Below are 25,326 nucleotides of genomic sequence, written 5' to 3'. Positions count from 1 at the left end.
GCTTAGTTCAGTTATCTGGCGGAGAGGGGGGGATTCGAACCCCCGAGGCGCTATAAACGCCTGCCTGATTTCGAGTCAGGTACATTCAACCACTCTGCCACCTCTCCGGGTGGTCCCCGGCGGACCGGGGACGCGCATCATACGAGGAAGTGAGGCCGACGACAAGTCATTCCGGCCAACGAACTGAAAATTTCCTGGGCGCATGCCTTGCCGGATGCCTGCGGCCACCCGATGATGCCTGTCTCCCCCGGCAATACCCCGCCCTGCCTACCATGATCGAATTCGGACACCTCACCCACCCCGGCATGCGCCGCGAGCTCAACGAGGACACCTACTACGGTGACAGCGAGCTGGCCCTGTGGCTGGTGGCCGACGGCATGGGCGGGCATGCCTGCGGCGAAGTGGCCAGTGCACTGGCACGCGAAACCATCGTGCGCGAGATCCGCCGCGGCGCACCGCTGGCACAGGCCATCCGCACTGCCGACGAAGAGATCATCCGCGCCTCGCGCCGGCGCAACGACACGTTGCCGATGGGTACCACCGTGGTCGCCGCGCGTGTGCAGGGCAACCGCTATGAAGTGGCCTGGGTCGGCGACAGCCGCGCCTACCTGTGGCGCGACGGCCAGCTCGCGCAGCTCAGCCAGGACCACAGCGTGGTGCAGGAACTGGTCGCGCAGGGCAACCTGACCGCCGAACAGGCGCGCGCGCATCCGCATCGCAACGTGGTCACCCAGGCACTGGGCGTGACCGATCCAGCCCACCTGAACGTGGCCACCACCAGTGGTGAGCTGCGTCCGGGCATGCAGCTGCTGCTGTGCAGCGACGGTCTCACCGAGGAAGTGGATGACCGCGGCATCGCCCGCACCCTGGCATTCGAAGATGCCAGCGCGCAGGAATGCGTGGATACGCTGGTCGCCGCCGCACTCGATGGCGGTGGCCGTGACAACATCAGCGTGATCCTGGTGCGCTGCCATTAACCGGTAGAGCCACGCCGTGCGTGGAGGCGGTAGTGCCGGCCGCTGGCCGGCTCACCCGGGGAACCTCGTATCAGGACGATGCCGGCCAGCGGCCGGCACTACCTCGATGTATTACGCGCTGGCGGGCTCTTCCACCTTCGGGCCATCCCACAGTGCGTGGCCGGCCTTCTTGCGCAGCCGTTCCAGCCGCGCAGCGTGCGCTTCCAGTTCCGACGGCGTAGCCACCACGCGCGGACGCGGCAGCAGCTTGCTGGTATCGAAAGCCTGCAACGCCGCGCCGGCGCCGCCGCCATCGTCATCGCCCAGGCCGAAGCCGATCTCTTCCTGGCCCGAGGTCAGTGCGATATAGACATCGCCCAGGATCTGCGCATCGAGCAGGCCGCCGTGCAGCGCACGGTGCGAGTTGTCCACGCCCAGCCGCTTGCACAGCGCATCCAGCGAGTTGCGCTGGCCCGGGAAGCGCTCACGCGCCATCGCCAGGGTATCGATGACCGTGCAGCGGTCGGCGATCTTTCCGTACTGCGGCCCCAGCAGCGACAACTCGTTGTCGAGGAAGCCAAGGTCGAACGCCGCGTTGTGGATGATCAGCTCGGCGCCATCGATGAACGCCAGGAACTCATCGGCGATCTGCGCAAATTCAGGCTTGTCATCGAGGAACTCCAGGGTCAGGCCCGTGACTTCCTGCGCGCCCTGTTCGAACTCGCAGTCCGGCTTGATGTACTGGTGGTAGTTGTTGCCGGTCGGGCGGCGCTTGAACAGCTCCACGCAGCCGATTTCGACGATGCGGTTGCCCTTCTTCCACTCCAGGCCGGTGGTTTCGGTATCGAGGATGATCTGACGCATGGGCTCAGTTTACCGGGCTGGCGTCGCGGATCTGGATCGCCGCGTTGCGGGCCAGGGTATCCACCCGCTCGTTGTCCGGGTCGCCGGAGTGGCCCTTCACCCAGCGCCAGTCGATCTGGTGCCGCAGCGTGGCCGCGTGCAGGCGCTCCCACAGCTCGCGGTTCTTCACCGGATCACCGCCAGCGGTCTTCCAGTTCTTGCGGATCCAGCCGGGCATCCACTGGGTCAGGCCCTGCCGCACGTACTGCGAGTCGGTGTAGAGCACGATGTTGCACGGCTCGGTCAGCGTCTCCAGCCCGGAAATGGCCGCCATCAGCTCCATCCGGTTGTTGGTGGTGTGCGCTTCACCGCCACTGAGCTCGCGCTCGTGGCCCTTGTAGCGCAGCAACGCAGCCCAGCCGCCGGGGCCGGGATTGCCGAGGCAGGATCCGTCGGTGTGGATTTCGATGGTTTTCAATACAGCTCCAGAATCAGGTAGCAACGGTGCCGTGCCAGCGCACCGGCAGCGGTTTCGGCCCGGGCAGGGCCAGCGTGCGTTTCTCCGCATGGAACAGGCAGGCCGCGCGCAATGGCGCCCAGCCCCCCGGGCGACGGCTGCCGGCACCGCGCCAGAGCGGGCCGAGGTAGCGCATATCGTCGCACTCCAGGCCATGGCGGCCGAGCAGCAGGCGGATCCGCTGCGGCGTACGCACCACCAGCCCATGCTGCCGCCAGTGCGTGCGGTAGGGGCTGAACGGATTGAGGCTGCTCAGCCACAGATGGCCGCCCGGCATCAATACGCGCTCGCACTCGTCGAGCAGCAGGTCGGCATCGCCGGTGGTGACATGCTGCAGCACGATCGCATTGACGCTCTCGTTGGCCAGGGGCAAGGGCAGCCCGCAGCGGGTATCGCCGTCATAGCCCCGCCCCGCCCCCTGCCGGTACAGGCGCAGGCCGCGCCCACCCAGCTGCGCATCCTCCAGCCAGGCCGCACTCGGCGCGATCCACAGCCAGGGCTGCGCGGGCAGCGCCGACAGCTGCGGAAGCAGCAACTGCCGTTCCAGAACGCGCAGCGCCGCCGCCGGCTCACTGTCGAACCACGGGGTCTGGCTCGCTTGACGGGTGCTCTGCAGCGCGGGCATGGTCCAATTCTATGCGACTGACTGCCCTGCCCGCATTTGCGGATAACTACATCTGGACGCTGATCGCCGACGATGGCACTGCCGTGGTCGTCGACCCGGGTGACGCCGCGCCGGTGCTCGCGTTGGCCGATCAGGGCCTGCGCGTGGACACGATCCTGCTCACCCACCACCACGACGACCACATCGGTGGCGTGCCCGCACTGCAGGCTCGTTTTCCCGGTGTACGGGTCATCGCGCCGGTCGAAGAGCGCATCCCCACGGCCACCGAACGCGTCGGCGAAGGTGAACGCGTTCAGGCACTGGGCCGGACGTTCCACGTACTATCCGTGCCCGGGCATACCCGCAGCCACATCGCGTTTCACACTGCTGAACATCTTTTCAGCGGAGATTCGTTGTTCAGCCTGGGCTGTGGACGTCTGTTCGAAGGTACGCCGTCCCAGCTGCTGGCGTCGATGCGCAAGCTGGGTACCTTGCCCGCGCAACTGCTGCTTTGTTGCGCCCACGAGTACACCGTGTCAAATGCCGTCTTCGCGCGGCATGTCGACCCCGCCAACGCTGCCCTGTGGCAGCGCCAAGAGGAGGCTTTGGCCATGCGCCGCGATGACCGTTCCACCCTGCCGGTAACCCTGGCCAACGAATTCGACTGCAATCCCTTCCTGCGTGTGCACGCGGCGCCGATCCGTGCGTCGGTCTCGGCACACCTGGGCCGTGACGTCGTTGACGACGTCGACGTGATGGCCGGTCTCCGGCACTGGAAAGACGGCTTCCGCGCATGATGCGCCGAAGTCTGCCGCTGGCCCTGGGCCTTGCCCTGGGGCTGGCCGGAACCGCGGGCGCACAGTCGCTGGGCGCCGGCATCAGCCAGAACCTGACCGCCGCTGCGGCCCTGCCGCTGGATCCGGCTGCGCTGCCCGCCGCTTCGGTGCGCAACGGCCAGGAGATCTTCACCAGCTTCCGCGACGGACTGGCCGAACCCAGCTGCGACGCCGAGGCCACCAGCCCGCGCTGGCAGAAGCAGTTCGCCCACGCCCCCTCGCGCCTGGCCAACCAGGATGACGATGCGCTGGTCCTGTTCGGCTACGTGGTCGAAGAGCTGCGCAAGGCCGACCTGCCCACCGAGTTCGCGCTGATTCCCTTCGTGGAAAGCGGCTACCGGCCCAATGCCCGCAATGGCAGCGGCCCGACCGGCCTGTGGCAGTTCATCGCCACCACCGCGCGCAACCATCGCGTGCCGATGACCAACGGCTATGACGGCCGCCTGTCGGCGGTCGATTCGACCCAGGCCGCAGTGCGCTACCTGAAGACCCTGCACGGCATGTTCGGCGGCGACTGGCGCCTGGCCACGATGGCCTACAACGCCGGCGAGTACCGCGTGCTGCAGTCCATGCGCAAGGCTGGCATGAACGCGCAGAACGCCAAGCCTTCAGCGCTGCCCGGCCTGTCGCCGGTCACCCATGCCTACGTCGAGAAGCTGCATGCCCTGGCCTGCGTGCTGGAAGACGTGGAAGACCAGCCTGGCGTGATGGCCTCGCTGGACCGCACCGTGCCGGTGCTGAAGGACCACACCCTGCCTGCGGGCACCAGCGTGCAGCAGTGGGCCACACAGCGCGCCCTGGACCCTGCCAGGATCGCCCGCCTCAACCCGGCCCTGGCCTCCGGTGGCCGTCCCTCGGGTACCACCCGCGTGCTGGCGCCGGTCTCGGCCGCAAATGCGACGGTAGCGGAGGCAGCGACCGCGCTGGTCGCCACCACCGCACCGGTGGCGGCCGCTGTACCGACGCCGCAGGTCACCAGAACCGTCGCCGCGATCGCCGACCGTCCGCGCAGCCGCCGCCACACCGTGCGTGATGGCGAGTCGGCCTGGACCATCGCCCGCCGCTACGGCATGCCGGTGAAGGCCCTGCTGTCGCTGAACGGCCTGAGCGGCAGCAGCGTGCTGAAGCCTGGCGCGGTGCTGCGCGTCGAGGATTGACGCACAGGCCAAGCGCCTCCCGTATAGAGCCGAGCCCATGCTCGGCTTTTTCATGCCTGCGCCCAGCGGATGCAGTCGAGCACGGCTCGACTTTACAAACGGCGGTCGAGCAAGCTCGACCACTACCAGAGGCCAAGCGCGCCACAAACGACGCGAAGACAAAAAAAGGCCCGGCATTGCCGGGCCTTCTTCGATCCTGCCCGCCGCGAGGCTTACAGGTTCGCTTCGGTGGTCTGGATCACGAACTTCTTGCGCATCGCCTCGACATAGGCCTTGGCCGCAGCCATGCCATCGATCTGGCTCAGCTGGTCCTTCAGCTGCTTCTGCTGCTCGGCGGTCACTTCCTTCACGTCGCCCGGGTTCACCTTGTTCACCGCGAACAGCAGCGCATGGCCGTTGACATCGACCTTGCCGTAGCTCGGCTTGCCATCGGCCGGCACCGGCGCGCTGAAGATCGCGCGGTTGATTTCCGGGGTCGGCACCGGCTGGCTGCGCGGCAGGCCGGGCATCGGGCTCAGCTGCAGCTTCTCGCTGGCCGCCAGCGACTGCAGGGTGGCGCCCGCCTTCAGCTTGGCCAGCACGGCATCGGCCGCCTTGTCGCTGGCCTGGCGCTGACGGTCGGCACGGATCGCGGCGATCACCTGCTCGCGCGCCTTGTCCAGCGGCATGGCCTGTTCCGGGGTGTGCGCGGCCACGCGGATGACCACACTGTGGTTGGTCGCGCCGCCCAGCGCGATCGGGTCGCTGGCGGTCCCGTCCTGCACCAGCACGTCGGAGAAGGCCGCACGCAGCACGCCCGGGTCAGCGGCGATGCCACTGGCGGTGGCACGGGTGATCGGGCCCAGCGTCTGCAGCGGCAGGTTCACTTCCTTGGCCGCGGCAGCCAGATCGCTCGGGCTCTTGTTGATGGCGTCGACCAGACGGCCGGCCAGTTCGTTGAAGCCGCGCTCGCCGTCGGCCTTCAGCTGCTCGGCAGCCAGCGTGTCACGCACTTCCTCGAAGGACTTGCCCTGGCCGCCACGGACCGCAGCAACCTTGATGATGTGATAGCCGAACTCGGTCTTGACCGGACCAATCACGTCACCGGCCTTGGCAGCGAACAGCGCATCTTCGAACGGCTTGACCATCGCGCCGCGTTCGACCCAACCCAGGTCACCACCCTGGCCCTTCGAACCCGGGTCTTCCGAGTTGGCCTTGGCCAGTGCAGCGAAGTCGGCGCCGGCGGCCTTGGCTTCGGCGGCAATCTTGTTCGCCTTGGCTTCGGCACCGTCGCCGGTGATCAGGATATGCGAGGCCTGGCGCTGCTCCGGCGTGGTGAACTTCGCCTTCTCGTCTTCATAGCGCTTGCGCAGGGTGGCTTCGTCGGCGGCGGTCGGTGCCGGCAGGTTCGCACCATTGATCTCGACGTACTCGAGCGAAACGCTCTCGGCCTGGCGGAAGTCCTTGCCATGGCTGTCGTACCACTGCTTGATCTGCGCGTCGGTCACCGGCGCGGTATCGGCCGGCACTTCCGGCAGCGCGGCCAGCTCGACATCGCGGGTCTCGCCCAGCAGCTTCAGCAGGCGCTCGGTCTCGGACTGGGTAACGAAGCCCGAGTTCTGCAGGCCCGACGGAATCACCGACTGCTGCAGGCTCTCACGCACCAGTTCCTGGAACTGGGTCGGCGTGCGCGGCGGATTGCCACCGGCAAGCGCCAGGCGGTAGTTGTTCTCGTTGAACTTGCCGTTCGAATCGAGGAAGGCCGGGATGGTGGCGATGTACTCGCGCACCGCGCCATCGCCGATCACGACACCGGCCTGCTCGCCGACCAGGCGCACGACCTGTTCGTCGATCAGCTGATCGAGCACGGCCAGCTTGTTTTCAGTGCTTTCAAACGCGCGCGGGTCGAAATTCTCGCCCTGCTGCTGGCGCTCACGCATGCGCTCCTGCTCGAAGCGGGTGCGGAAATCCTGCGCGCTGATCTCATGGTGCTGCCACAGCATGCGCACCGGCCACCACGACGGTGCCGAACGCCACCAGGTCGGCGGCGCGGAAACCTTGGCCACGTTCTGTGCGCCAACGCCACCGAGGTAGCTGTTGTCGATCACGAACAGGAACGGAATCATCAGCAGCCCCAGGATCACGGTGACGATCCAGCCTGAGGTCTTGTCGCGGAGTTTCTGCAGCATGGTGAGGAATCACAAGGCCTGATTGGCGAGCCCGGCAGTGTAACCCGCTTCGTCGCAGGGACCAAAAGCAGCACCGGCGTGGCCTGCGCACCGCTTCCGACGGCACAAAGAAAAAGCCCCCGGCTTGCGCCGAGGGCTTTTAGAGTTGGCGGAGCGGACGGGACTCGAACCCGCGACCTCCGGCGTGACAGGCCAGCATTCTAACCAGCTGAACTACCGCTCCGCGCTGAAACTTTGCAGGTGCCCAGTATATCCGAAGACTCCCTGGAAACCCAGCCCGATGAACACTTTTTTCAAAGTTTTTTCACAGGGACTTAAGAATTCTGCAATGGCGGAGCGGACGGGACTCGAACCCGCGACCTCCGGCGTGACAGGCCAGCATTCTAACCAGCTGAACTACCGCTCCGTTCTTGCAAAACCTTTCGCCTTCTTCCCGAACCTTCCGGGGAGAAGACAAGGCCCCCGGCTTCAGGCCGGGGGCCTCGATGTAGTGGCGGAGCGGACGGGACTCGAACCCGCGACCTCCGGCGTGACAGGCCAGCATTCTAACCAGCTGAACTACCGCTCCGCATTGTTGCTTTTTTTGCTTTCCAGCCGGCCTGGACCGGGAAGAAAACAAAGCCTCCAGCTTTTGGCCGGAGGCCTCGTTGAATGGCGGAGCGGACGGGACTCGAACCCGCGACCTCCGGCGTGACAGGCCAGCATTCTAACCAGCTGAACTACCGCTCCACACTCAAACTTTACCGCGGTGCTGTGGTGGGTGCTGAGGGTTTCGAACCCCCGACCCTCTCCGTGTAAAGGAGACGCTCTACCGCTGAGCTAAGCACCCCAGCGAGCCGCTTAGTTTACAGCATCCTTCAGGGCCTTGCCAGCCTTGAACGACGGATTCTTCGAAGCAGCGATCTTGATGGTGTCGCCGGTCTTCGGGTTGCGGCCGGTGCGTGCAGCACGGTCGCGGACCTGGAAGGTACCGAAGCCAACCAGGGTGACCGCATCGCCGTCCTTCAGCGCCTTGGTGATGGCAGCAACGACGGCATCGACAGCGCGGCTGGACTCGGCCTTGGTCAGGTCGGCAGCTTCAGCAACGGCATCGATCAATTCGGTCTTGTTCATTCTCTACAACTCCTTTGGCGGTGGGTTCCGCTTATTCGACAGGGAAGCAACCGCATGCCTTCTGCATGCGGCCACCATGTGGAAACGGTTCGCCGATTCAGTCATCGCTGACAGCGATCACTCATTCGCGAGTGCTGCTTTTATACCAGTGGCCCTACCCCCACGCAAGCTGGAAAGCCAGCAATGACGCGGGTTTCGGGCCATTGGACAGCGCGCGTCAATGCTTGACGCGCGCGCTTCCACTCGGTTTGGCCTTGCTGCGCACCGTGACACGCTGCGCACTCTTGCGCGCCTTCTTCGGTGCCAACGGACGCTCCAGCGCCAGGTCCAGGACCTCTTCGATGTACTTCACCGGGACGATCTTCAGATCGCGGGTGACGTTGGCCGGAATGTCGGCCAGGTCCTTGCGGTTCTCTTCCGGGATGATGACCGTGCGGATGCCGCCACGCAGTGCCGCCAGCAGCTTTTCCTTCAGGCCACCGATGGCGGTGACGCGACCACGCAGGGTGATCTCGCCGGTCATCGCCACATCGGCACGCACCGGCACCCTGGTCAGCATCGACACCAGCGAGGTGACCATTGCCGCACCGGCGCTCGGGCCGTCCTTCGGGGTGGCGCCATCGGGCACGTGCAGGTGCACGTCGTGCTTCTGCAGGAAGTCGCTGTCGATACCGAAGCCGACCGCGCGCGAACGCACCACCGACAGCGCCGCTGAAGCCGATTCCTTCATCACGTTGCCGAGCTGGCCGGTCAGGATCAGCTGGCCCTTGCCCGGCACCAGCGTCGATTCGATCTGCAGCAGATCGCCGCCCACCTCGGTCCAGGCCAGGCCGGTGACCAGGCCGATCTCGTTCTCTTCCTCGGCACGGCCGAAGTCGAAGCGACGCACGCCCAGGTACTTGTCCAGGTTCTTGCTGGACACGCTCACCAGCGCCTTCTTCTTCGCGCCCTTCTTCGCCTTCACCGGCTGCGGGCCGGCCAGCGCGATCTCCTTCACCACCTTGCGGCAGATCTTGGCGATCTCGCGTTCCAGGTTGCGCACGCCCGATTCGCGCGTGTAGTAGCGCACGATGTCCTGGATGGCATCGCTGCCGATCTCCAGCTCTTCCGGCTGCAGGCCGTTGGCCTTGACCTGCTTGGGCACCAGGTAGCGGGTGGCGATGTTGAGCTTCTCATCCTCGGTGTAGCCGGGGATGCGGATCACTTCCATGCGGTCCAGCAGCGGGCCGGGAATGTTGAGCGAGTTCGAGGTGGCCACGAACATCACTTCGGACAGGTCCAGGTCCACTTCCAGGTAATGGTCGTTGAACGCGTTGTTCTGCTCCGGGTCGAGCACTTCCAGCAGCGCCGAAGACGGATCGCCACGGAAGTCCATCGACATCTTGTCGATCTCGTCGAGCACGAACAGCGGGTTCTTGCTGCCGACCTTGTTGAGGTTCTGCACGATGCGGCCCGGCATCGAACCGACATAGGTACGACGGTGGCCACGGATCTCGGCCTCGTCGCGCACGCCGCCCAGCGACATGCGCACGAACTTGCGGTTGGTGGCCTTGGCGATGGACTGGCCCAGCGAGGTCTTGCCCACGCCCGGCGGCCCGACCAGGCACAGGATCGGGCCCTTCATCTGCTTCACGCGCGACTGCACCGCCAGGTATTCAAGGATGCGTTCCTTGACCTTCTCCAGGCCGTAGTGATCGGCGTCCAGGGTGTCCTGCGCGGCCTTCAGGTCCTTGCGCACCTTGCTGCGCTTCTTCCACGGCACGCCCAGCAACCACTCCAGGTAGTTGCGCACGACGGCCGCTTCGGCCGACATCGGCGACATCTGCTTGAGCTTGTTCAGTTCGTTGCGCGCCTTGGCTTCAACGGCCTTCGGCATGCCGGCTTCGGCGATCTTGCGGGCCAGCTCTTCCAGCTCGCCCGGTGCGTCGTCCAGGTCACCCAGTTCCTTCTGGATGGCCTTCATCTGTTCGTTGAGGTAGTACTCGCGCTGGCTCTTCTCCATCTGCGACTTCACACGGCCGCGGATGCGCTTCTCCATCTGCTGCACATCGATCTCGCCGTCGACCAGGCCGACCAGCATCTCCAGGCGGTCGCCCACGGCCAGTGTTTCCAGCAGGCGCTGCTTGTCGGCCAGGCGCACGCTGATGTGCGCGGCGATGGTGTCGGCCAGGCGCGCCGGCTCATCGATGCCCGACAGCGTCTGCAGCAGTTCCGGCGGCAGCTTGCGGTTGGTCTTGACGTACTGCTCGAACAACGACATCAGCGAGCGTGCGATCGCCTCGACCTCGCGCGCTTCGCGCTCGTCAGTGGCGTCGATCTCCACCGCCTGGCCGTGCAGCGAGCCGTTGCGCTCGTCGACGTGGGTGACCTGCACGCGCGACAGTCCTTCGACCAGCACCTTGATGGTGCCGTCGGGCAGCTTCAGCAGCTGCAGCACCTGCGCCAGCGTACCGACCTGGTAGAGGTCGGCCGCATGCGGGTCATCGGTTTCGGCCGACTTCTGCGCCAGCAGCAGGATGCGCTTGTCCGCCTCCATTGCCTGTTCGAGCGCGTGCATGGACTTGTCACGGCCGACGAACAGCGGGATGACCATGTGCGGGAACACCACTACGTCGCGCAGCGGCAGGACCGGCAGGTCGAGGGTTTCACTTGGGGAACGGGCCATGGGGGCTCCAGGGAAGGGGGAAAACCGCCTCCGGGAGGGCATCTTCCGGAGACAAAAAAAGCCGATGGCCCCGTTATGGGGCCATCGGCTTTCAGATGCAAGGCATTCCTTGAAAATCCTTTCCAATCAACAACCTGGAAGAATCACTCGGCGCCTGCGGCCTTCTGTTCAGGGGCCGCCGGGGTCTGGTAGATCAGGTACGGCTCTGACTTGTGCTCGATCACCGACTCGTCCACCACCACCTTGCTGACGTTTTCCTGCGACGGCAGGTCGTACATGGTGTCCAGCAGGACCGATTCGACGATGGTGCGCAGGCCGCGGGCACCGGTCTTGCGCTTGAGCGCCTTGCGGGCAATGGCCGACAACGCGTCCGGGCGGAACTCCAGCTCGACGTTCTCCATCTCGAACAGCTTCTTGAACTGCTTGGTGATGGCGTTCTTCGGCTCGGTCAGGATCTTGATCAGGGCCGGCTCGTCCAGCTCCTCCAGGGTCGCCACCACCGGCAGGCGGCCGACGAACTCGGGAATCAGGCCGAACTTGATCAGGTCTTCCGGCTCGACTTCGGCCAGCACCTTGCCCACTTCCTGCTTGCGCTCGCTGCTCTTCACCTTGGCGCCGAAGCCGATGCTGCCGACGTCGGTGGAACGGGCCTGGATCACCTTGTCCAGCCCGGCGAACGCGCCGCCGCAGATGAACAGGATGTTCTTGGTGTCCACCTGCAGGAATTCCTGCTGCGGGTGCTTGCGGCCGCCCTGCGGCGGAACGCTTGCCACGGTGCCTTCGATCAGCTTCAGCAGGGCCTGCTGCACGCCTTCGCCGGACACATCGCGGGTGATCGACGGGTTCTCGCTCTTGCGCGAGATCTTGTCGATTTCATCGATGTAGACGATGCCCTGCTGCGCCTTCTCGACGTCGTAGTCGCACTTCTGCAGCAGCTTCTGGATGATGTTCTCCACGTCCTCGCCCACGTAACCGGCTTCGGTCAGCGTGGTGGCGTCGGCCATGGTGAACGGCACGTTGAGCAGGCGGGCCAGGGTCTCGGCCAGCAGGGTCTTGCCCGAACCGGTCGGGCCGACCAGCAGGATGTTCGACTTCGCCAGTTCGACGTCGTCGTTCTTCTGCCGGCTCTCGATGCGCTTGTAGTGGTTGTACACGGCCACGGCCAGGGTGCGCTTGGCGCGGTTCTGGCCGATCACGTACTGGTCGAGCACCTCGAGGATCTCGCGCGGCTTCGGCAGCGAACTGCGCGCCGACTGCGCCTTTTCCTCAAGCTCCTCGCGGATGATGTCGTTGCACAGCTCCACGCATTCATCACAGATGAACACGCTCGGACCCGCAATCAGCTTTCGCACTTCATGCTGGCTCTTGCCGCAGAAAGAGCAGTAGAGGATCTTGCCGGTGTCCGTGGAACGACCTTGGCGGTCTTCGCTCATGCTTCGCTTACCCAGTTACCCCACCCGCTGAACGGGGGTTCGATTCGAGAATAGCACAGGGCCGAGGGGACACCAGTCCCGCCCGACCCTGCAGGAACGAGGCCTCCATGGCCCCGTGAAGGCCGGTCAACCGGCCTGGATCGACTCATCCGGACGACGCTCCAGGACCTGGTCGACCAGACCGTAGGCCTGCGCCTCGAAGGCGCTCTTGAAGTTGTCGCGCTCGGTGTCCCGGGCGATCGTCTCCAGCGACTGGCCGGTGTGCTTGGCCAGCACCTCGTTCAGGCGCGAACGCAGGGTCAGGATCTCACGCGCGTGGATGTCGATGTCGGTGGCCTGGCCCTGGTAGCCACCCAGCGGCTGGTGGATCATCACGCGCGAGTTCGGCAGCGCATAGCGCTTGCCGGCTTCGCCCGCGGCCAGCAGCAGGGCACCCATCGAGGCAGCCTGGCCGATGCAGGTAGTGCTCACATTCGGCTTGATGTACTGCATGGTGTCGTAGATCGCCATGCCGGCGGTGACCACGCCACCCGGCGAGTTGATGTAGATGTTGATGTCCTTTTCCGGGTTTTCCGATTCCAGGAACAGCAACTGCGCCACCACCACGTTGGCCATGTGATCGTCGATCGGGCCCACGAGGAAGATCAGGCGCTCCTTCAACAGGCGCGAATAGATGTCGTAGGCACGCTCGCCGCGGCTGGTCTGCTCGACCACCATCGGAACCAGGTTCAGGGCTTTGGTTCGGTTGTCCATTACGTGAGGTACCTATCTTGGGGGGCAACAACCCCGCGCCGGCAAAGGCGCGGGGCATCCGGTGATCCGCCCGGGCTTACTGGCGGATCGCGTCCTGGAACGACAGCTTCTCTTCGGTGTGCTGGGCACGCTCGGCGATCCAGTCGATCACCTGCTCTTCCATCACACGGTTCTGCAGGCCAGACATCAGCTGGGGGTCGTTGCGGTACATCTCAATGACCTGCTCCGGCTCTTCGTAGGTCGAAGCGATCAGACGCATCGTTTCGTTCAGGCGCTTGGCTTCCAGGCGCAGGTCGTTGATGCGGGCCACTTCACCGACCAGCAGGCCGACCAGCACGCGCTTGGCGGCCGCTTCCTTGAAGCCTTCGTGGGCATCGGCCGGGATCTCGCCGACGCTCTGGCCGTTGCGGCGGATCTGCTCGACCTGCTGGGCCAGCATGGCGCGGGCTTCGTTCTCGACCAGGCGCGGCGGCATTTCCACCGACGAATAGGCGGCGATCAGCTGCTCGCCCACTTCGCGGCGCAGGCGGTTCATCAGGGCGCCCTTCAGCTCGCGCTCCAGGTTGGCGCGGATGTCGCTGCGGAACTGCTCCACATCGCCACCCTTCACGCCAAAGCTCTTGATGAAGGCTTCGTCGACCGCCGGCACGACCGGCTCGGACACTTCGGCGACCTTGACGGTGACCTGCACGGTCTTGCCGGCCAGCACCGGCACGCGCCAGTCAGCCGGGAACTCGACGTCCAGGGTCTTCTCTTCGCCCTTGGCCAGGCCGACCAGGCCCTTTTCAATGGTCTCGAACATCATGCCCTGGCCGAGCACGATCGAACCCTTCTCGGTGCCTTCGGCCGGCAGGCGCTCTTCACCGGCCTGCGACCAGGTTTCCACCGCGACCAGGTCACCGTCCTGCGCGCCACGGCTGACCGGGGCCCAGGTACGACGCTGGTTCTGCAGGTTCTCGATCATCTGGTCGATGTCGGCGTCGGTGATCTCGGCGGTGTGGCGCACGACAGTCAGCTTGCTGACGTCGATGTCGCCGAAGTCCGGCACCACTTCCACGGTGGCCACGAAGGAGAATTCACCCTCGTCGCCCTTGTCGATGCGCGGGCTGCCGACGATGCGCAGATCGTGCTCGCGCACGGCCGCGTCGAAGGTTTCGCGCAGCAGGCCGTCCAGCGCCTCGCCACGGACCTGCGCGCCGAAGCGCTGCTCGATCACCTTGGCCGGCACCTTGCCCGGACGGAAACCCTTGATGCGGGTGGTACGGGCGATTTCGCCCAGGCGGCCGACGATGTGGCTCTGCAGACGGTCTTCCGGCAGCGAGAAGCTCAGGCGGCGTTCCAGGTTGCCGGTGGATTCGATCGAAGCTTGCATGTTGACTCCTGCCACCGGTGGCCCACGCCCCCGGCTCGATGATTGGGATGAAACGGTTGTAAGGACACGACGTCTGGGACGCGCCTGCTTGCCGCAGCCCTTTAGTTTCGCCCAATTCGGCCTGCACTGCCAGCGCGTGCCGGTCAAGGGGGGCAGCGGGGCCCGATCAGGGCGGGGGACAGGCCGGCACTGGTGCGAAAGGGGGGACTCGAACCCCCACGCCTTGCGGCACTGGAACCTAAATCCCGAAGCCCCTGCCGATTAGTGCTGACCACTCAACTACTTACAGCGTTCCAGTCTATCAGGTGACGCTTCGGGTGACATATAGGTGACGCCGGGTGCCGCGACAGGTGACACCAGGTGACGCCGAATAAAGTGGTCATCTTCGGCGGACCTCCTCCTAGGACAACCATTCAGAACTACTCATTGCTGTTCACCACCGAGGACTACTACAGTTCCACATAGGTCCACCCAGGACCAACAACCGAACCACTCAGGACCGTACCGGGCAGCCCCCGGTGCGGTCCTCCCGTTTTGACTTTTGCATCCCCCGAGGGCAAACGATGACGACTTGGCAAGAGAACGACCTGCACGCCGCCCAGCTCGAACTGGAGAAGGAAAGCACCAGCCTGGGCATTGCCCGCTACGAGAAGATCAGGGAGCAGCGCCAGGAGGCCGAGACCGGCCCCGGCCGCAAGCTGGTCATGGAGAGCATCGACGCCACCGCCGCCGCGATCATGGCGTTCGTGGCCGAAGCCGACACCGGCAAGCCGGGCAAGCGCCACGCCGCCCTCAAATTCATCCGCCACCTGAACCCCCACGCCCTCGCCTATCTGACCAGCTTCACCTGCGTCAACGCGCTGGTCGCCGATCACCGCAAGGCGGTGTCCGTGGCGATCACCCTGGGCCACGAGGTCGCCAACGAGATCAACTTCTCCCTGCTCCGCGAGAAGCACCCCGGCCTGTACCGGGTCGTCCAGGAGCAGCTCAAGAAGTCCACCTCGGCCCGGCACTCCACCGCCGTCATGCGGCACGTCATCGCCGACGCCGAGTTCGCCCCCGAGGACGACAAGCGCCTCTACCTGTCCGACAAGGACGCGCTGCTGGTGGGCATGAAGCTCATCGAGCTGTTCGTCGAGGCGACCGGGCTGGTCGAGCTGGTCACCGTCGCCGAGCGCGGCAAGCGCCACCTGCTCATCGCCGGGAATCAGAAGGTGCTCGACTGGCTGACCAAGGCCCACGACAGCGCCGCCCTGTACCAGCCGGTGCTGATGCCGATGGTCGTCCCGCCCCGTCCGTGGACCACGCCCCGCGACGGCGGCTACCTGACCGACATCGGCGGCCGGGCTGACCTCGTGCGTACCCGCAACCGCGCCTACAAGCGCGAGCTGGCGCTGGTCGATATGCCCAACGTCTACCAGGCCCTCAACGCCATCCAGGCAACCGCCTGGAAGGTGAACGTGCCCGTCCTAGAGGTCATGCGCGAGCTGTGGAACGCAGGCGGCGGTGTCGCCGGGCTGCCGGAGCGTGAACTGATGGACCTGCCGAGCCGCCCTGCCCTGCTGGAGACCGACCCGGACTACTTCAAGGAGCACCACGCCGACGAGTTCAAGGAATGGAAGCGCGACCGCGCCAAGGTCTACGAGGCCAACGCGCGCAGCGTGTCCACCCGCCTCGCCGCCGCGCAGAAGATCGCCTTGGCGGAGAAGTTCGCCGAGTACCCCGCGATCTACTTCCCTCACAACCTCGACTTCCGCGGCCGGTGCTACCCCCTGCCCCCGACGCTGACCCCGCAGGGTGATGATGCGGCCAAGGGCCTGCTGACGTTCGCCCAAGGCGTGCCGCTCGGCGAGGACGGTGCCTACTGGCTCGCCATCCACGTCGCCAACTGCTTCGGCGTGGACAAGGTGTCGTTCGAGGAGCGCGTGGCCTGGGTGCGCGAGCACGAGGAGCAGATTCTCGACAGCGCCCTCGATCCGCTGGACGGCCAACGCTTCTGGATGGACGCCGACAGCCCGTTCTGCGCGCTGGCAGCGTGCTTCGAGTGGCTCGGCTACAGCCTCAACGGCCGCGATCACGTCTCCCATCTGCCCATCGCGCTCGACGGCTCCTGTAACGGCCTCCAGAACTTCTCGGCCATGCTCCGCGACTCCGTGGGCGGTGCAGCCACCAACCTGATCCCGCAGCCGAAGCCCGCCGACATCTATTCGCGCGTGAAAGACGTGGCCCAGGAGAAGCTGCGCGCCCGTGCCGAGAGCGGCGACCCGCTGGCGATCAAGCTGGACGGCCAGCTCACCCGCGACATCGTGAAGCAGCCGGTGATGACGCTGCCCTACGGCGTCACGAAGTCGGGCATGCGCGCCCAGGTGCTCTCCAAGTTCAAGAAGCTGGGCATGGAGGACGATTGGGAGACCGCCGAGTACCTGGCGACCCTGCTGTGGGAGTGCATCGGCGAGGTCGTGATCGCAGCCCGCGCGGCGATGGACTGGCTGCGTGACGCCTCCAAGGTCGCCTCGTCGGCCGACCTGCCGGTGAGCTGGACGACCCCCGCTGGCTTCCCGGTCCTCCAGGAGTACCGCGAGGAGGAAGGCGTCCGCATCCGGCCGCACGTCGGAGGCCGCGAGGTGAATTTAGTGGTCAACATCGGCGGTACTAAGCTCGACCGTCGCAGGCAGACCCTCGGGATCAGTCCGAACTTCGTCCACTCCTGCGACGCCAGCCACATGATGCTGACCACCTGCCTCGCGGCAGAGAACGGCATCGAGTCGTTCGCCATGATCCACGACTCCTACGGTACGCACGCGGGCCAGGCAGCAATCCTCGCCGCCGCACTCCGGCAGGCGTTCGTCGATCAATACAGCGGCGACGTACTGGCCGACTTCCGACAGCAACTCGTCGAGCAGCTCCCGCCAGAAGCGGCAGAGAAACTCCCACCCCTCCCGCCGCATGGCGACCTGGACCTCAGCCTGGTGCTGGAGTCGCGCTATTTCTTTGCCTAGTCCATCCCCCTTTGGCAATTGATACCCCAAGCGAGAACATCAACATGAGCATCAACTACCAGCACGCACTGAACACCTACGTTGCCCAGGACCACTTCGGTGTGGTCCTCGGCATCTACAACCCGGCCGAACACGGCACGGTCGAGGAGTTCAAGCACCGCATGACGGAGCTGCACGCAGGTGCGTGATCGCGTCATCGACGGACTGCACTCACGTTCTGCCGAGAGCGCCGCACGCGGCGCTTTCGTAGTGATCGACAGCGTGCAGTCCCTCGGCCACCCGGCCGATCAGGTGATCGGCTTGGCGTGCGCCTTCAAGAACTTCTGCGAAGTGCTCGGCCTCGATCCGATGGAAGTGCTGCGGGTCGTCTCGCGCATGGAGCAGGACTGCCGCTACCGGCAGGTCAACACCCTCAACGCCGTGCGCCGCTACGCGGAGCGCGAGCTGAAACCGCACTACCCGTGATGCGTGACCCGATCACCGACGCCTTCATCGACGAGGCGCTCATCGGCTTCGACATCGACGAAGCCTTCGGCATTTCCGCCGACACCCCGTTGACCGCCGCCGCTGACCTGTGGCGCGCGGGCATCTATCTCCCGACCAACTACGAGACCGACAACTGATGGCAACCAAGAAGCGCGAACGATTCGTCTCCCCCAAGGGCACCGCCGTGTGGCCGCGCCTGAACGAACCGGACACCAAGTTCAAGCCGGAAGGCGAATACACCGTGAGCCTGGCGTTCGACCCGAACGACAAGGACTTCAAGGCGCTGGCGAAGAAGCTGGAAACCCGGCGCGACGAGCTGTTCCAGGAGTTCCTGAGCGAGAACCCGAAGAAGAAGAAGGGTGCCGAAGTGGCCCCGGTGTTCACCGAAGAAACCGACGAGAACGGCGATGACACCGGCCGCGTGCTGGTGAAGTTCAAGATGAAGGCCAGCGGCGTCAGCAAGCGCACCGGCAAGAAGTTCACCATGCGCCCGGACATCTTCGACGCCCGCGGCAAGAAGATCGACAACCCGCCGCAGATCGGCGGCGGCAGCGAACTCAAGGTCTCCTACGAGATCGGCGGCTCGTTCGTCGAATCGGCCAAGAAGTTCTACCTGACCTGCTACATGGTCGCCGTCCAGGTGATCGAGCTGGTCGAGTTCGGCCAGCGCAACGCCAAGGACTACGGCTTCGGCGAGGAGGACGGCTACGAGGCCGCCGACAGCGCGCCGTTCAGCGACAGCGATGACGACTCGGACGACGACAGCGACTCCGACGACGAGGGCGATGACGGCGACTACTGATCCGCTGTCGGTCATCGTGAACACCGCGAGGGGGGCCAAGCATTTGGCCTCCCTCACGTTCCCGTTTGACCCGGTGCCCGCCTCGCGCCCGAAGGTTTCGCGCTGGGGCGTCTACTACGGCAAGACCTACAAGACCTGGAAGGAAGCCGCAGAGAAGCATCTGCCAGCCGGTGATCTGGACCTGTCGCCGACCGATCCGGTTTTAGTGGTCATCATCGCGGTATGCAAACGCGCCAAGACCTCGAAGGCCGCGTTTCCCAAGGGCGACGTGGACAACCTCGCCAAGGGGCCGATGGACGTTGTGACCAAAGCCACCGGCTATTGGGCCGACGACAAGCAAGTCATGTGGCTGCTCTCCGGTAAGCGCTGGGCGCAGCCGGACGAAGAACCACGCACCGAAGTCCACCTCTACAAACTCTAAGTGCGCCTCAAACCTCTGGAATCGGTAGAGGCGCTGTTCGTCCTCGCCAGCATGACCCGCCCCGAGCAGGTCACGACCGGCGAAGAACTCGCACGCCTGCACCGCTCGCAGGGCTACTCGAAGATCGCCGTCCACTTCGTCATCGAACGTGACGGCTCGATCTACGACGGTCGCCCGCTGAATCAGCCCGGCGCTCTCGCCGGTAAGCACAACCAATCCGCATACCAAGTCTGCCTCCTGGGCGGCGTCAACGACGCCATGCAGCCCGAGGACAACTTCACCGAAGCCCAACACGCCGCGCTGCGACGCCTGCTCGCCGCCTACGGCAAGCCCGTCGTGTGGGCACCTGACTTCCCTCGATAGGAGAACCCAACGTGAAACCGCTGCCCCCGCAAACCCAGGTCGTCCTGGATCACCTGCGTCGCCACTCGCACCTGACCTCGTGGCAGGCCGAAGGCGTCTACCGCATCCGCCGCCTCGCCTCGCGCGTCGATGAGCTGCGCGCTGCTGGCTTCGAGATCGAAACGCAGACCTGCGAGGACGCCTCGGGGCAGCGGTACACGCGCTATCGCCTGTCGCGCCGTCAGCGCCGCAGCAAGGCTCCGCTCCTGGAAGCGCGCCGCGCTCCGAAGCAGTACCGCGTCGATGCGCTGCTCCAGCTGTATCGCAACTACTGCACCGACGAGCTGGGCCTCGACGCCAACGATGCGACCGAAGAAGTCGCCGCATTCACCAAGTTCCTGCTGGAGAAGAACGCATGACCAACACCGCTACCACCGTCATTCCGTCCGCGATGCGCCTGGCTTTCGAGCGCGCATGGGCGCGCGCCGACAAGCCGTTCCGCGGCCTGGGCCGCACCGTCAAGGGTGCGCTGAATCGTCGCCTCGGCATTTCCTACCGCAAGCGCATGTGGTCCGTGGAGCGTGCAAAGCGCTGACTCCGAATACCTCCACAAAGAGCCGTGCCCGAACTGCGGCAGCAAGGACAACCTTGCGCGCTACAGCGACGGGCACGGCTACTGCTTCGGCTGCGGTCACTACGAGCCAGCCGAAGGCGAGGAGGTCTCTCAACCCACCAGCAGGAAAACCATGAGCGACTTTGCGAAGGGTGAACCGCAAGCCCTGGCGAAGCGCGGTATCACTGAGGAAGCATGCCGTAAGTACGGCTACTGGATCGGCAAGGACAAGCACGGCAAGACCGTGCAGATCGCCAACTACAAGCGCGATGGCGGCATCGTCGCGCAGAAGCTCCGCTACCCCGACAAGAAGTTCTCATTCATCGGCGACTCGAAGGCGTGCGGGCTGTTCGGCCAGCACCTCTACGAACCGGGGCGACGCCTCGTCATCACCGAAGGCGAGATCGACGCGCTCTCCGTGGCGCAGGCACTCGGCCTCCGCTGGCCGGTGGTGTCCGTTCCGAACGGAGCGCAAGGCGCGGCCAAGTCCATCAAGCGCGAGCTGGAGTGGGTCAACGGCTTCGACGAGGTTGTGCTCATGTTCGACATGGACGAACCGGGCCAAGCCGCCGCGCAGGAAGTGGCGCTGCTGCTGACTCCCGGCAAGGCCAAGATCGCACAGCTCCCGGCGAAAGACCCGAACGAGCTGCTCCAGCGTGGCGATGCCGAGGCGATCACCCGCGCCATCTACGAAGCGCAGACCAAGCGCCCCGATGGAGTGGTGACGTTCGGCTCCCTCAAGGAGAAGGCACTCAAGCCGGTCTCGATGGGCATGCCTTGGCACGACCCGCGCCTCACCGCGCTGACCTACGGCAAGCGGTACGGCGAGGTCTACACCTTCGGCGCGGGCACCGGCATCGGCAAGACCGACTGGCTGATGGAGGAAGCAGCCTTCATCGCGCAGGAAACCGGCGACCGCGTTGGCCTGTTCTTCCTGGAGCAGCAGCCGGTCGAGACGGCGAAGCGCATGGCAGGCAAGGTTGCTGGCCGCCGCTTCCACGTCCCCGATGGGAGCTGGACGCAGGAGGAGCTGGAAGCCGCGTTCGAGATTCTCGACAAGGGCCAGGTGTTCATCTACGACCACTTCGGCTCGTCCGAGTGGGACGTGATCGAAGCCAAGATGGCCCACATGGTCGTCGCCGAGGGCGTCAAGCACATCGTCCTCGACAACCTCACGTCGTTTGCGGCCGGTGCCGAGGACGAGCGGAAGATGCTGGAGGACACGATGGCGAAGATCGCGCAGTTCGCGCAGCGCCACCTCATCTGCATCTACCTGGTCTCGCACCTCGCCACGCCGGAAGGCAAGCCACACGAGGAAGGCGGGCGCGTGATGCTCCGCCACTTCAAGGGCAGCCGCGCGATTGGCTTCTGGACGCACTTCGCGTTCGGCCTGGAGCGCAACACGCAGGCCGAGAACGAGGCCGAGCGCAACTGCACGACCTTCCGCGTCCTAAAGGATCGCTTCACCGGCCAGTCGAACGGCCAGGTTCTCTACTACAGCTACGACCACGCATCCGGCCGCCTGCTCAATGCAGATGCTCCGGGCGAATACGGCGACTTCGCCGACGAGTCATCCGATGTATCCACCTCCGACTACTGACGGCCGCTCGGTCGTCGGCTTCATCCCAGCTGATGCGCCGCTCTCCTTCGCTGAGAGCCTCGTTCTCCCCTACCAACTCCCGCGCTCCGACCAAGCCTGCCGTGTCATGTACGGCAAGCCTGGGCGGCGCGTGGTCATCCACATCAAAGCCGAGGAACTACCCCAATGAAAGAGATCGTCGCCATCGCAATCGACCTGCTGACCGCTCCGTTCCGCAAGGACACCGTGACCGACGTGGTGAAGGTGCTGGAGGGCCAGGTGGACAAGCTGTTCAAGATCAGCGCCGACCGCATCGCCACCGCATCGACGCTGCGCGACAAGGCCGATGTCCTGCACTCGCAGGCCGACGAGCACGAGGAAGAAGCCGAGCGCGCCCTGCGCGTCGCCGAGCGCTTCACCAACCTGATCCGCTAAGGGACCAACCATGACTGCCGAGCAACACGCTCGGTCCCTGTTCGACGTGTTGCCGGCCGAAGTCCGCCACCTGGTGATCCTGGGTGGCGGAAGCCTGCGCGCGTTCTACGACGGGACCGAAATCAAGGACATCGACTGCTTCTTCGTGTCACTGGCGAGCTACACCTACGTGGCCGCGTACCTGAGCGGCCGTAACGACTGGACCAGCGAGGCCGCTCCGAACGGCATCCGCAACTTCCGCTCGCCCGAGGGTCACCTCGTGAGCCTGATCGGCTTCGAGTTCGGTACGCCGCACGAGCACTGCGCCCGGTTCGATCTGCGGTGCTGCGCCCACGTCGCCATCTACGAACCCAGCACCGACGAGGTGGTGGTCGTATCCCTCGAAGGCGCGGTTGCCGACGCATCGGAGAAGCTGCTGTTCGTGCTGAACAACAACGGCACCGAGCGCACCATCCGCCGCATCACGCACTACGTCGAGGATTACGGCTACACGCTGCATCCCGACCAGCCCGAGCAGGACGAACTGTTCGAGGACGACGACTTCCCCGGCCACGCGCCGCAGGGCGTCCACACGCCGCCGAAGGCCCCCGAGCCGGAGTACATCCTCCGCGCCCGCCGCCGCGTCCGCGCAATCCCCGTAACCAACCACGGCTACCCGTAAGGAGGACCGCCGTTGATCCTCGTATTCGACTGCGAGACCAATGGCCTCCTCGACGAACTTGACACGATCCACTGCATTTCCCTCCAAGAGGTAGATGAGACCGGCGCACCGCGCGGTCCCATCCTGTCCGCCAACGATCACGGCACGGGCGAAATGACAGTCCGTCAGGCCGTCGAGAGGCTCAAGAAGGCCAAGCGCGTTGTCGGCCACAACATCGCCGGATTCGACATTCCGGCTATCGCCAAGGTGTTCCCGGACTTCAAGGTCCAGGCGTACTTCGACACGTTGCTGATGTCCACGCTGGTCTACCCGGACCTCAAGGACCGCGACTTCAAGGCCCGCAAGAAGCAGGGAGCGAACCCGGTGTTGCCGGGCAAGCTGATCGGCCGCCACGCCCTCGAAGCGTGGGGCTACCGCCTCGGTCGCTGGAAAGGCGACTACGCGGCGCAGATGGCCGCACGCGGCCTCGATCCCTGGGCACAGTGGTCTCAGGAAATGGACGACTACTGCGACCAGGACGTTGCGGTCACGCAAGCGCTGTTCGCGTTGCTGATGAGCAAGGGCCTCCCTACCGAGGCCATCGAGCTGGAGCAGGCCGTCGCGCCGATCCTCTCGCGTCAGCAGCGCTACGGCTACCTGTTCGATCAGGAGAAGGCGCGTGAGCTGGAGTGCATCCTCGTGTCCCGGCGCACTGCGCTGGAGGCCGAGCTGCGCAAGGTCATTCCGCCGTGGAAGGTGGTGAAGCGCAAGTTCGTACCGAAGCGCGACGACAAGCGCCGCGGTTACGTCAAGGGCGTGGAGGTCACGACCTACAAGGACGTGGTGTTCAACCCGGCAAGCCGCCAGCACATTGCTGACCGCTTGACTGCAATGTACGGCTGGCAGCCCCAGGAGTTCACCGAGAAGGGCCAGCCGAAGATCGACGAAGAAGTCCTGGGCGCGCTCAAGTTCCCGATCATCCCGCTCCTGCTGGAGCACTTCATCGTCAACAAGCGCCTCGGCCAGCTCGCCGAAGGCGACGAGGCGTGGCTCAAGGCCATCAAGAAGGACGGCCGCATCCACGGCAGCGTGAATCAGAACGCAGCGGTGACCGGCCGCATGACGCACTCGAAGCCGAACATCGCTCAGGTGCCGAAGGTCCAGCACTCGAAGGAGAAGGGAATCCTCAAGGGCCAGGAAGGCGGCTACGGATTCGAGTGCCGCTCGTTGTTCTGCGTCCCAACAGGGAAGCTCCAGGTCGGCGCGGACGCCTCGGGATTGGAGCTGCGCTGCCTGGCGCACTTCATGGCAAAGCACGACGGCGGCGAGTACGCCAAGGTCATCCTCGAAGGCGACATCCACTCCGTCAACCAATCGGCGGCAGGACTGCCAACCCGCGACAACGCCAAGACCTTCATCTACGCCTTCCTCTATGGGGCAGGCGACGCGAAGCTCGGCTCCATCGTTGGCAAGGGTCGCCAGGCCGGGGCGAAGCTCCGCTCGAAGTTCCTGGCCGGGCTGCCTGCGCTGGAGAAGCTGGTACGCGGGGTCAAGAAGCGCGCGGCCGAGAAGGGATACCTGATCGGTCTCGACGGCCGGAAGCTGCACATCCGCAGCGACCACGCCGCGCTCAATACCCTGCTCCAGTCGGCCGGTGCGCTGGTGATGAAGAAAGCCCTGGTGATCCTCGACGCCGACCTGCAAGCCGCAGGGTTGGTGCCGGGCGTCCACTACGAGTTCCTCGCCAACGTCCATGACGAGTGGCAAATCGAAGTGGACGAGGACAAGGCCGAGTTCGTGGGCAAGACCGCCCAGGCTGCCATCCGCAAGGCTGGCGATTACTTCGGCTTCCGCTGTCCGCTCGATGGCGAGTTCAAGATCGGAAGGAATTGGGCCGAGACGCACTGACCCGCGGCAAGCGGGACATTGCACTCGCCCTGGTGCGCCAAGCGAAACGCCGGGCAGCTAGGAAGGGACTGCCGTTCGACCTCACGTCGGACGACATCGTGGTCCCCGACTTCTGCCCGGCACTGGGCATCCCGCTGTACCGCGCTGTCGGGCGCAAGGCCCAAGGCCCCAACTCACCCACGCTCGACCGCATCGAACCTGACCTCGGCTACGTCCGGGGCAACGTGCGCGTGATCTCCGCACGCGCGAATCAGATCAAGTCCGACGCGACTCCCTCGGAGCTTCTGCGAGTCGCCTGTTACGTCCAAGAGAACCGATGAACCCAACCAACATCCTGCGCGCCCTCGCGGCGCTGCTGGTCGTTGCCGCGCTCGCGGCAGGCGGCTTCGCAGCCTGGAAGTACACCGCAATGGCCCAGCGCGTGACGGAGCTGGAGGAGTCGGCAAAGGAACTGGCCGACCTCAAGCAGACCGTCGAGACCCTCAACCGCGAAGCCGTGCGCCGCTCTGCCTTCGATGCAGCGCTGCGGAACGCCCGCGCCACCACCAACCGCTCTGTGGAGATTGCAGCAAATGCTGACCCGGAAACTGGCGATTACCTGTCTCGCCGCATTCCTGACGAGCTGCGCCGCGCACACCTCGAAAGTCGTGCCGGAGCAGTTCCTCCAGCCGACCGTCATTGAGG

The 25,326-nt window shown here is 65.2% G+C and carries 27 protein-coding genes and 6 tRNA genes; 18 read left to right on the top strand and 15 right to left on the bottom strand.

Features of this window, described 5'->3' with window-relative positions; translation table 11 throughout:
* Positions 1 to 16: 16 nt before the first annotated feature.
* A tRNA-Ser gene (locus AC5P9L_RS06850) sits at positions 17 to 107 on the bottom strand.
* 165 nt (positions 108 to 272) lie between these two features.
* On the opposite strand from AC5P9L_RS06850, the gene AC5P9L_RS06845 reads away from it, so the two are divergent.
* Positions 273 to 977, top strand: coding sequence for a PP2C family protein-serine/threonine phosphatase (locus tag AC5P9L_RS06845; protein ID WP_005408277.1), 705 nt, complete (start codon positions 273 to 275; stop codon positions 975 to 977).
* A 111-nt stretch (positions 978 to 1,088) separates the two neighbouring features.
* On the opposite strand, the gene dnaQ is transcribed toward AC5P9L_RS06845, so the two are convergent.
* From dnaQ to AC5P9L_RS06830, 3 genes are read right to left on the bottom strand one after another with little or no spacing between them, the layout of a single operon-like run.
* The gene (gene dnaQ, locus AC5P9L_RS06840; RefSeq protein WP_005408276.1) at positions 1,089 to 1,820 is read right to left on the bottom strand and encodes a DNA polymerase III subunit epsilon; all 732 of its coding nucleotides are present in this window, start codon (positions 1,818 to 1,820) and stop codon (positions 1,089 to 1,091) included.
* Between the two features lie 4 nt (positions 1,821 to 1,824).
* Entirely contained in the window at positions 1,825 to 2,277 is a 453-nt protein-coding gene (gene rnhA, locus AC5P9L_RS06835) for a ribonuclease HI (protein ID WP_005408275.1), read from the bottom strand.
* 13 nt (positions 2,278 to 2,290) lie between these two features.
* A complete protein-coding gene (locus AC5P9L_RS06830; RefSeq protein ID WP_262094773.1) occupies positions 2,291 to 2,941 on the bottom strand; it encodes a class I SAM-dependent methyltransferase in 651 nt (216 codons plus the stop codon).
* A gap of 11 nt (positions 2,942 to 2,952) precedes the next feature.
* Here AC5P9L_RS06830 and gloB point away from each other — a divergent pair, with 11 nt between their 5' ends.
* Together gloB and AC5P9L_RS06820 are read left to right on the top strand one after the other, a co-directional pair.
* Complete coding sequence (gloB, locus tag AC5P9L_RS06825) at positions 2,953 to 3,717, top strand: hydroxyacylglutathione hydrolase (protein ID WP_005412427.1); 765 nt, start codon at positions 2,953 to 2,955, stop codon at positions 3,715 to 3,717.
* A complete protein-coding gene (locus AC5P9L_RS06820; RefSeq protein ID WP_099485206.1) occupies positions 3,714 to 4,913 on the top strand; it encodes a lytic transglycosylase domain-containing protein in 1,200 nt (399 codons plus the stop codon). Before gloB ends, AC5P9L_RS06820 begins: the two co-directional genes overlap by 4 nt.
* A 212-nt stretch (positions 4,914 to 5,125) precedes the next feature.
* Here the strand turns inward: AC5P9L_RS06820 and AC5P9L_RS06815 are convergent, their stop codons facing one another.
* The 11 genes from AC5P9L_RS06815 to tig all read right to left on the bottom strand — a co-directional run bounded on the left by AC5P9L_RS06815 (position 5,126) and on the right by tig (position 14,417).
* A complete protein-coding gene (locus AC5P9L_RS06815; protein WP_005408271.1) occupies positions 5,126 to 7,081 on the bottom strand; it encodes a peptidyl-prolyl cis-trans isomerase in 1,956 nt (651 codons plus the stop codon).
* A gap of 146 nt (positions 7,082 to 7,227) precedes the next feature.
* A tRNA-Asp gene (locus tag AC5P9L_RS06810) sits at positions 7,228 to 7,304 on the bottom strand.
* A 106-nt stretch (positions 7,305 to 7,410) separates the two neighbouring features.
* Positions 7,411 to 7,487: transfer RNA gene (locus tag AC5P9L_RS06805), tRNA-Asp, on the bottom strand.
* Between the two features lie 85 nt (positions 7,488 to 7,572).
* A tRNA-Asp gene (locus AC5P9L_RS06800) sits at positions 7,573 to 7,649 on the bottom strand.
* Between the two features lie 84 nt (positions 7,650 to 7,733).
* Positions 7,734 to 7,810 (bottom strand) — tRNA-Asp (locus tag AC5P9L_RS06795).
* A 25-nt stretch (positions 7,811 to 7,835) separates the two neighbouring features.
* Positions 7,836 to 7,910, bottom strand: a tRNA-Val gene (locus AC5P9L_RS06790).
* Positions 7,911 to 7,921: 11 nt separating this feature from the next.
* Positions 7,922 to 8,194: an HU family DNA-binding protein gene (locus AC5P9L_RS06785; protein WP_005408270.1), complete on the bottom strand. Its 273-nt coding sequence runs from the start codon at positions 8,192 to 8,194 to the stop codon at positions 7,922 to 7,924.
* A 217-nt stretch (positions 8,195 to 8,411) separates the two neighbouring features.
* Complete coding sequence (gene lon / locus AC5P9L_RS06780; protein WP_049452184.1) at positions 8,412 to 10,859, bottom strand: endopeptidase La; 2,448 nt, start codon at positions 10,857 to 10,859, stop codon at positions 8,412 to 8,414.
* 143 nt (positions 10,860 to 11,002) lie between these two features.
* Positions 11,003 to 12,292: an ATP-dependent Clp protease ATP-binding subunit ClpX gene (gene clpX, locus AC5P9L_RS06775; protein ID WP_004154600.1), complete on the bottom strand. Its 1,290-nt coding sequence runs from the start codon at positions 12,290 to 12,292 to the stop codon at positions 11,003 to 11,005.
* Positions 12,293 to 12,418: 126 nt separating this feature from the next.
* The gene (gene clpP / locus AC5P9L_RS06770) at positions 12,419 to 13,045 is read right to left on the bottom strand and encodes an ATP-dependent Clp endopeptidase proteolytic subunit ClpP (RefSeq protein WP_004146318.1); all 627 of its coding nucleotides are present in this window, start codon (positions 13,043 to 13,045) and stop codon (positions 12,419 to 12,421) included.
* 76 nt (positions 13,046 to 13,121) lie between these two features.
* On the bottom strand, positions 13,122 to 14,417 hold the full coding sequence (gene tig / locus AC5P9L_RS06765; protein ID WP_012479267.1) for a trigger factor: 1,296 nt from the start codon (positions 14,415 to 14,417) through the stop codon (positions 13,122 to 13,124).
* A 563-nt stretch (positions 14,418 to 14,980) separates the two neighbouring features.
* Here tig and AC5P9L_RS06760 point away from each other — a divergent pair.
* The 15 genes from AC5P9L_RS06760 to AC5P9L_RS06690 all read left to right on the top strand — a co-directional run bounded on the left by AC5P9L_RS06760 (position 14,981) and on the right by AC5P9L_RS06690 (position 25,324).
* Positions 14,981 to 17,416 (top strand): DNA-directed RNA polymerase, encoded by a 2,436-nt coding sequence (locus AC5P9L_RS06760; RefSeq protein ID WP_005412423.1) that lies wholly within the window; start codon positions 14,981 to 14,983, stop codon positions 17,414 to 17,416.
* A gap of 44 nt (positions 17,417 to 17,460) precedes the next feature.
* Positions 17,461 to 17,604, top strand: coding sequence for a hypothetical protein (locus AC5P9L_RS06755; RefSeq protein ID WP_005412422.1), 144 nt, complete (start codon positions 17,461 to 17,463; stop codon positions 17,602 to 17,604).
* Complete coding sequence (locus AC5P9L_RS06750; protein ID WP_005412421.1) at positions 17,597 to 17,881, top strand: hypothetical protein; 285 nt, start codon at positions 17,597 to 17,599, stop codon at positions 17,879 to 17,881. The genes AC5P9L_RS06755 and AC5P9L_RS06750 overlap by 8 nt, the downstream gene beginning before the upstream one ends.
* Positions 17,881 to 18,039, top strand: a complete 159-nt coding sequence (locus AC5P9L_RS06745; protein ID WP_154267700.1) for a hypothetical protein — start codon at positions 17,881 to 17,883, stop codon at positions 18,037 to 18,039. Before AC5P9L_RS06750 ends, AC5P9L_RS06745 begins: the two co-directional genes overlap by 1 nt.
* Positions 18,039 to 18,704: a hypothetical protein gene (locus AC5P9L_RS06740; protein WP_004154595.1), complete on the top strand. Its 666-nt coding sequence runs from the start codon at positions 18,039 to 18,041 to the stop codon at positions 18,702 to 18,704. Before AC5P9L_RS06745 ends, AC5P9L_RS06740 begins: the two co-directional genes overlap by 1 nt.
* Positions 18,688 to 19,125, top strand: a complete 438-nt coding sequence (locus tag AC5P9L_RS06735) for a RusA family crossover junction endodeoxyribonuclease (protein WP_157178715.1) — start codon at positions 18,688 to 18,690, stop codon at positions 19,123 to 19,125. The genes AC5P9L_RS06740 and AC5P9L_RS06735 overlap by 17 nt, the downstream gene beginning before the upstream one ends.
* Positions 19,126 to 19,488 carry an N-acetylmuramoyl-L-alanine amidase gene (locus AC5P9L_RS06730; protein ID WP_004154593.1) on the top strand — a complete coding sequence of 121 codons (363 nt, stop codon included), beginning with the start codon at positions 19,126 to 19,128 and terminating at the stop codon, positions 19,486 to 19,488. It abuts the gene before it with no gap.
* An 11-nt stretch (positions 19,489 to 19,499) separates the two neighbouring features.
* Positions 19,500 to 19,886 carry a helix-turn-helix domain-containing protein gene (locus AC5P9L_RS06725; RefSeq protein ID WP_004154592.1) on the top strand — a complete coding sequence of 129 codons (387 nt, stop codon included), beginning with the start codon at positions 19,500 to 19,502 and terminating at the stop codon, positions 19,884 to 19,886.
* A complete protein-coding gene (locus AC5P9L_RS06720; RefSeq protein ID WP_004154591.1) occupies positions 19,883 to 20,062 on the top strand; it encodes a hypothetical protein in 180 nt (59 codons plus the stop codon). The genes AC5P9L_RS06725 and AC5P9L_RS06720 overlap by 4 nt, the downstream gene beginning before the upstream one ends.
* 151 nt (positions 20,063 to 20,213) lie before the next feature.
* Entirely contained in the window at positions 20,214 to 21,680 is a 1,467-nt protein-coding gene (locus tag AC5P9L_RS06715) for a toprim domain-containing protein (RefSeq protein WP_005412418.1), read from the top strand.
* Positions 21,681 to 21,845: 165 nt separating this feature from the next.
* Entirely contained in the window at positions 21,846 to 22,094 is a 249-nt protein-coding gene (locus tag AC5P9L_RS06710; RefSeq protein WP_005412417.1) for a hypothetical protein, read from the top strand.
* Between the two features lie 10 nt (positions 22,095 to 22,104).
* Positions 22,105 to 22,755: a Gabija anti-defense Gad2 family protein gene (locus AC5P9L_RS06705; RefSeq protein ID WP_005412416.1), complete on the top strand. Its 651-nt coding sequence runs from the start codon at positions 22,105 to 22,107 to the stop codon at positions 22,753 to 22,755.
* 12 nt (positions 22,756 to 22,767) lie between these two features.
* Positions 22,768 to 24,642: a DNA polymerase gene (locus AC5P9L_RS06700; RefSeq protein ID WP_049417451.1), complete on the top strand. Its 1,875-nt coding sequence runs from the start codon at positions 22,768 to 22,770 to the stop codon at positions 24,640 to 24,642.
* Positions 24,624 to 24,962, top strand: coding sequence for a hypothetical protein (locus AC5P9L_RS06695; RefSeq protein WP_050483582.1), 339 nt, complete (start codon positions 24,624 to 24,626; stop codon positions 24,960 to 24,962). Before AC5P9L_RS06700 ends, AC5P9L_RS06695 begins: the two co-directional genes overlap by 19 nt.
* Positions 24,959 to 25,324, top strand: coding sequence for a hypothetical protein (locus tag AC5P9L_RS06690; RefSeq protein WP_005412414.1), 366 nt, complete (start codon positions 24,959 to 24,961; stop codon positions 25,322 to 25,324). The genes AC5P9L_RS06695 and AC5P9L_RS06690 overlap by 4 nt, the downstream gene beginning before the upstream one ends.
* Positions 25,325 to 25,326: the final 2 nt, after the last annotated feature.

Source organism: Stenotrophomonas sp. YJH_SMC_64, from assembly GCF_059371375.1.
The sequence above is the reverse complement of the archived record's forward strand: the minus strand, read 5'-3'. Positions and strand labels throughout refer to the sequence as shown.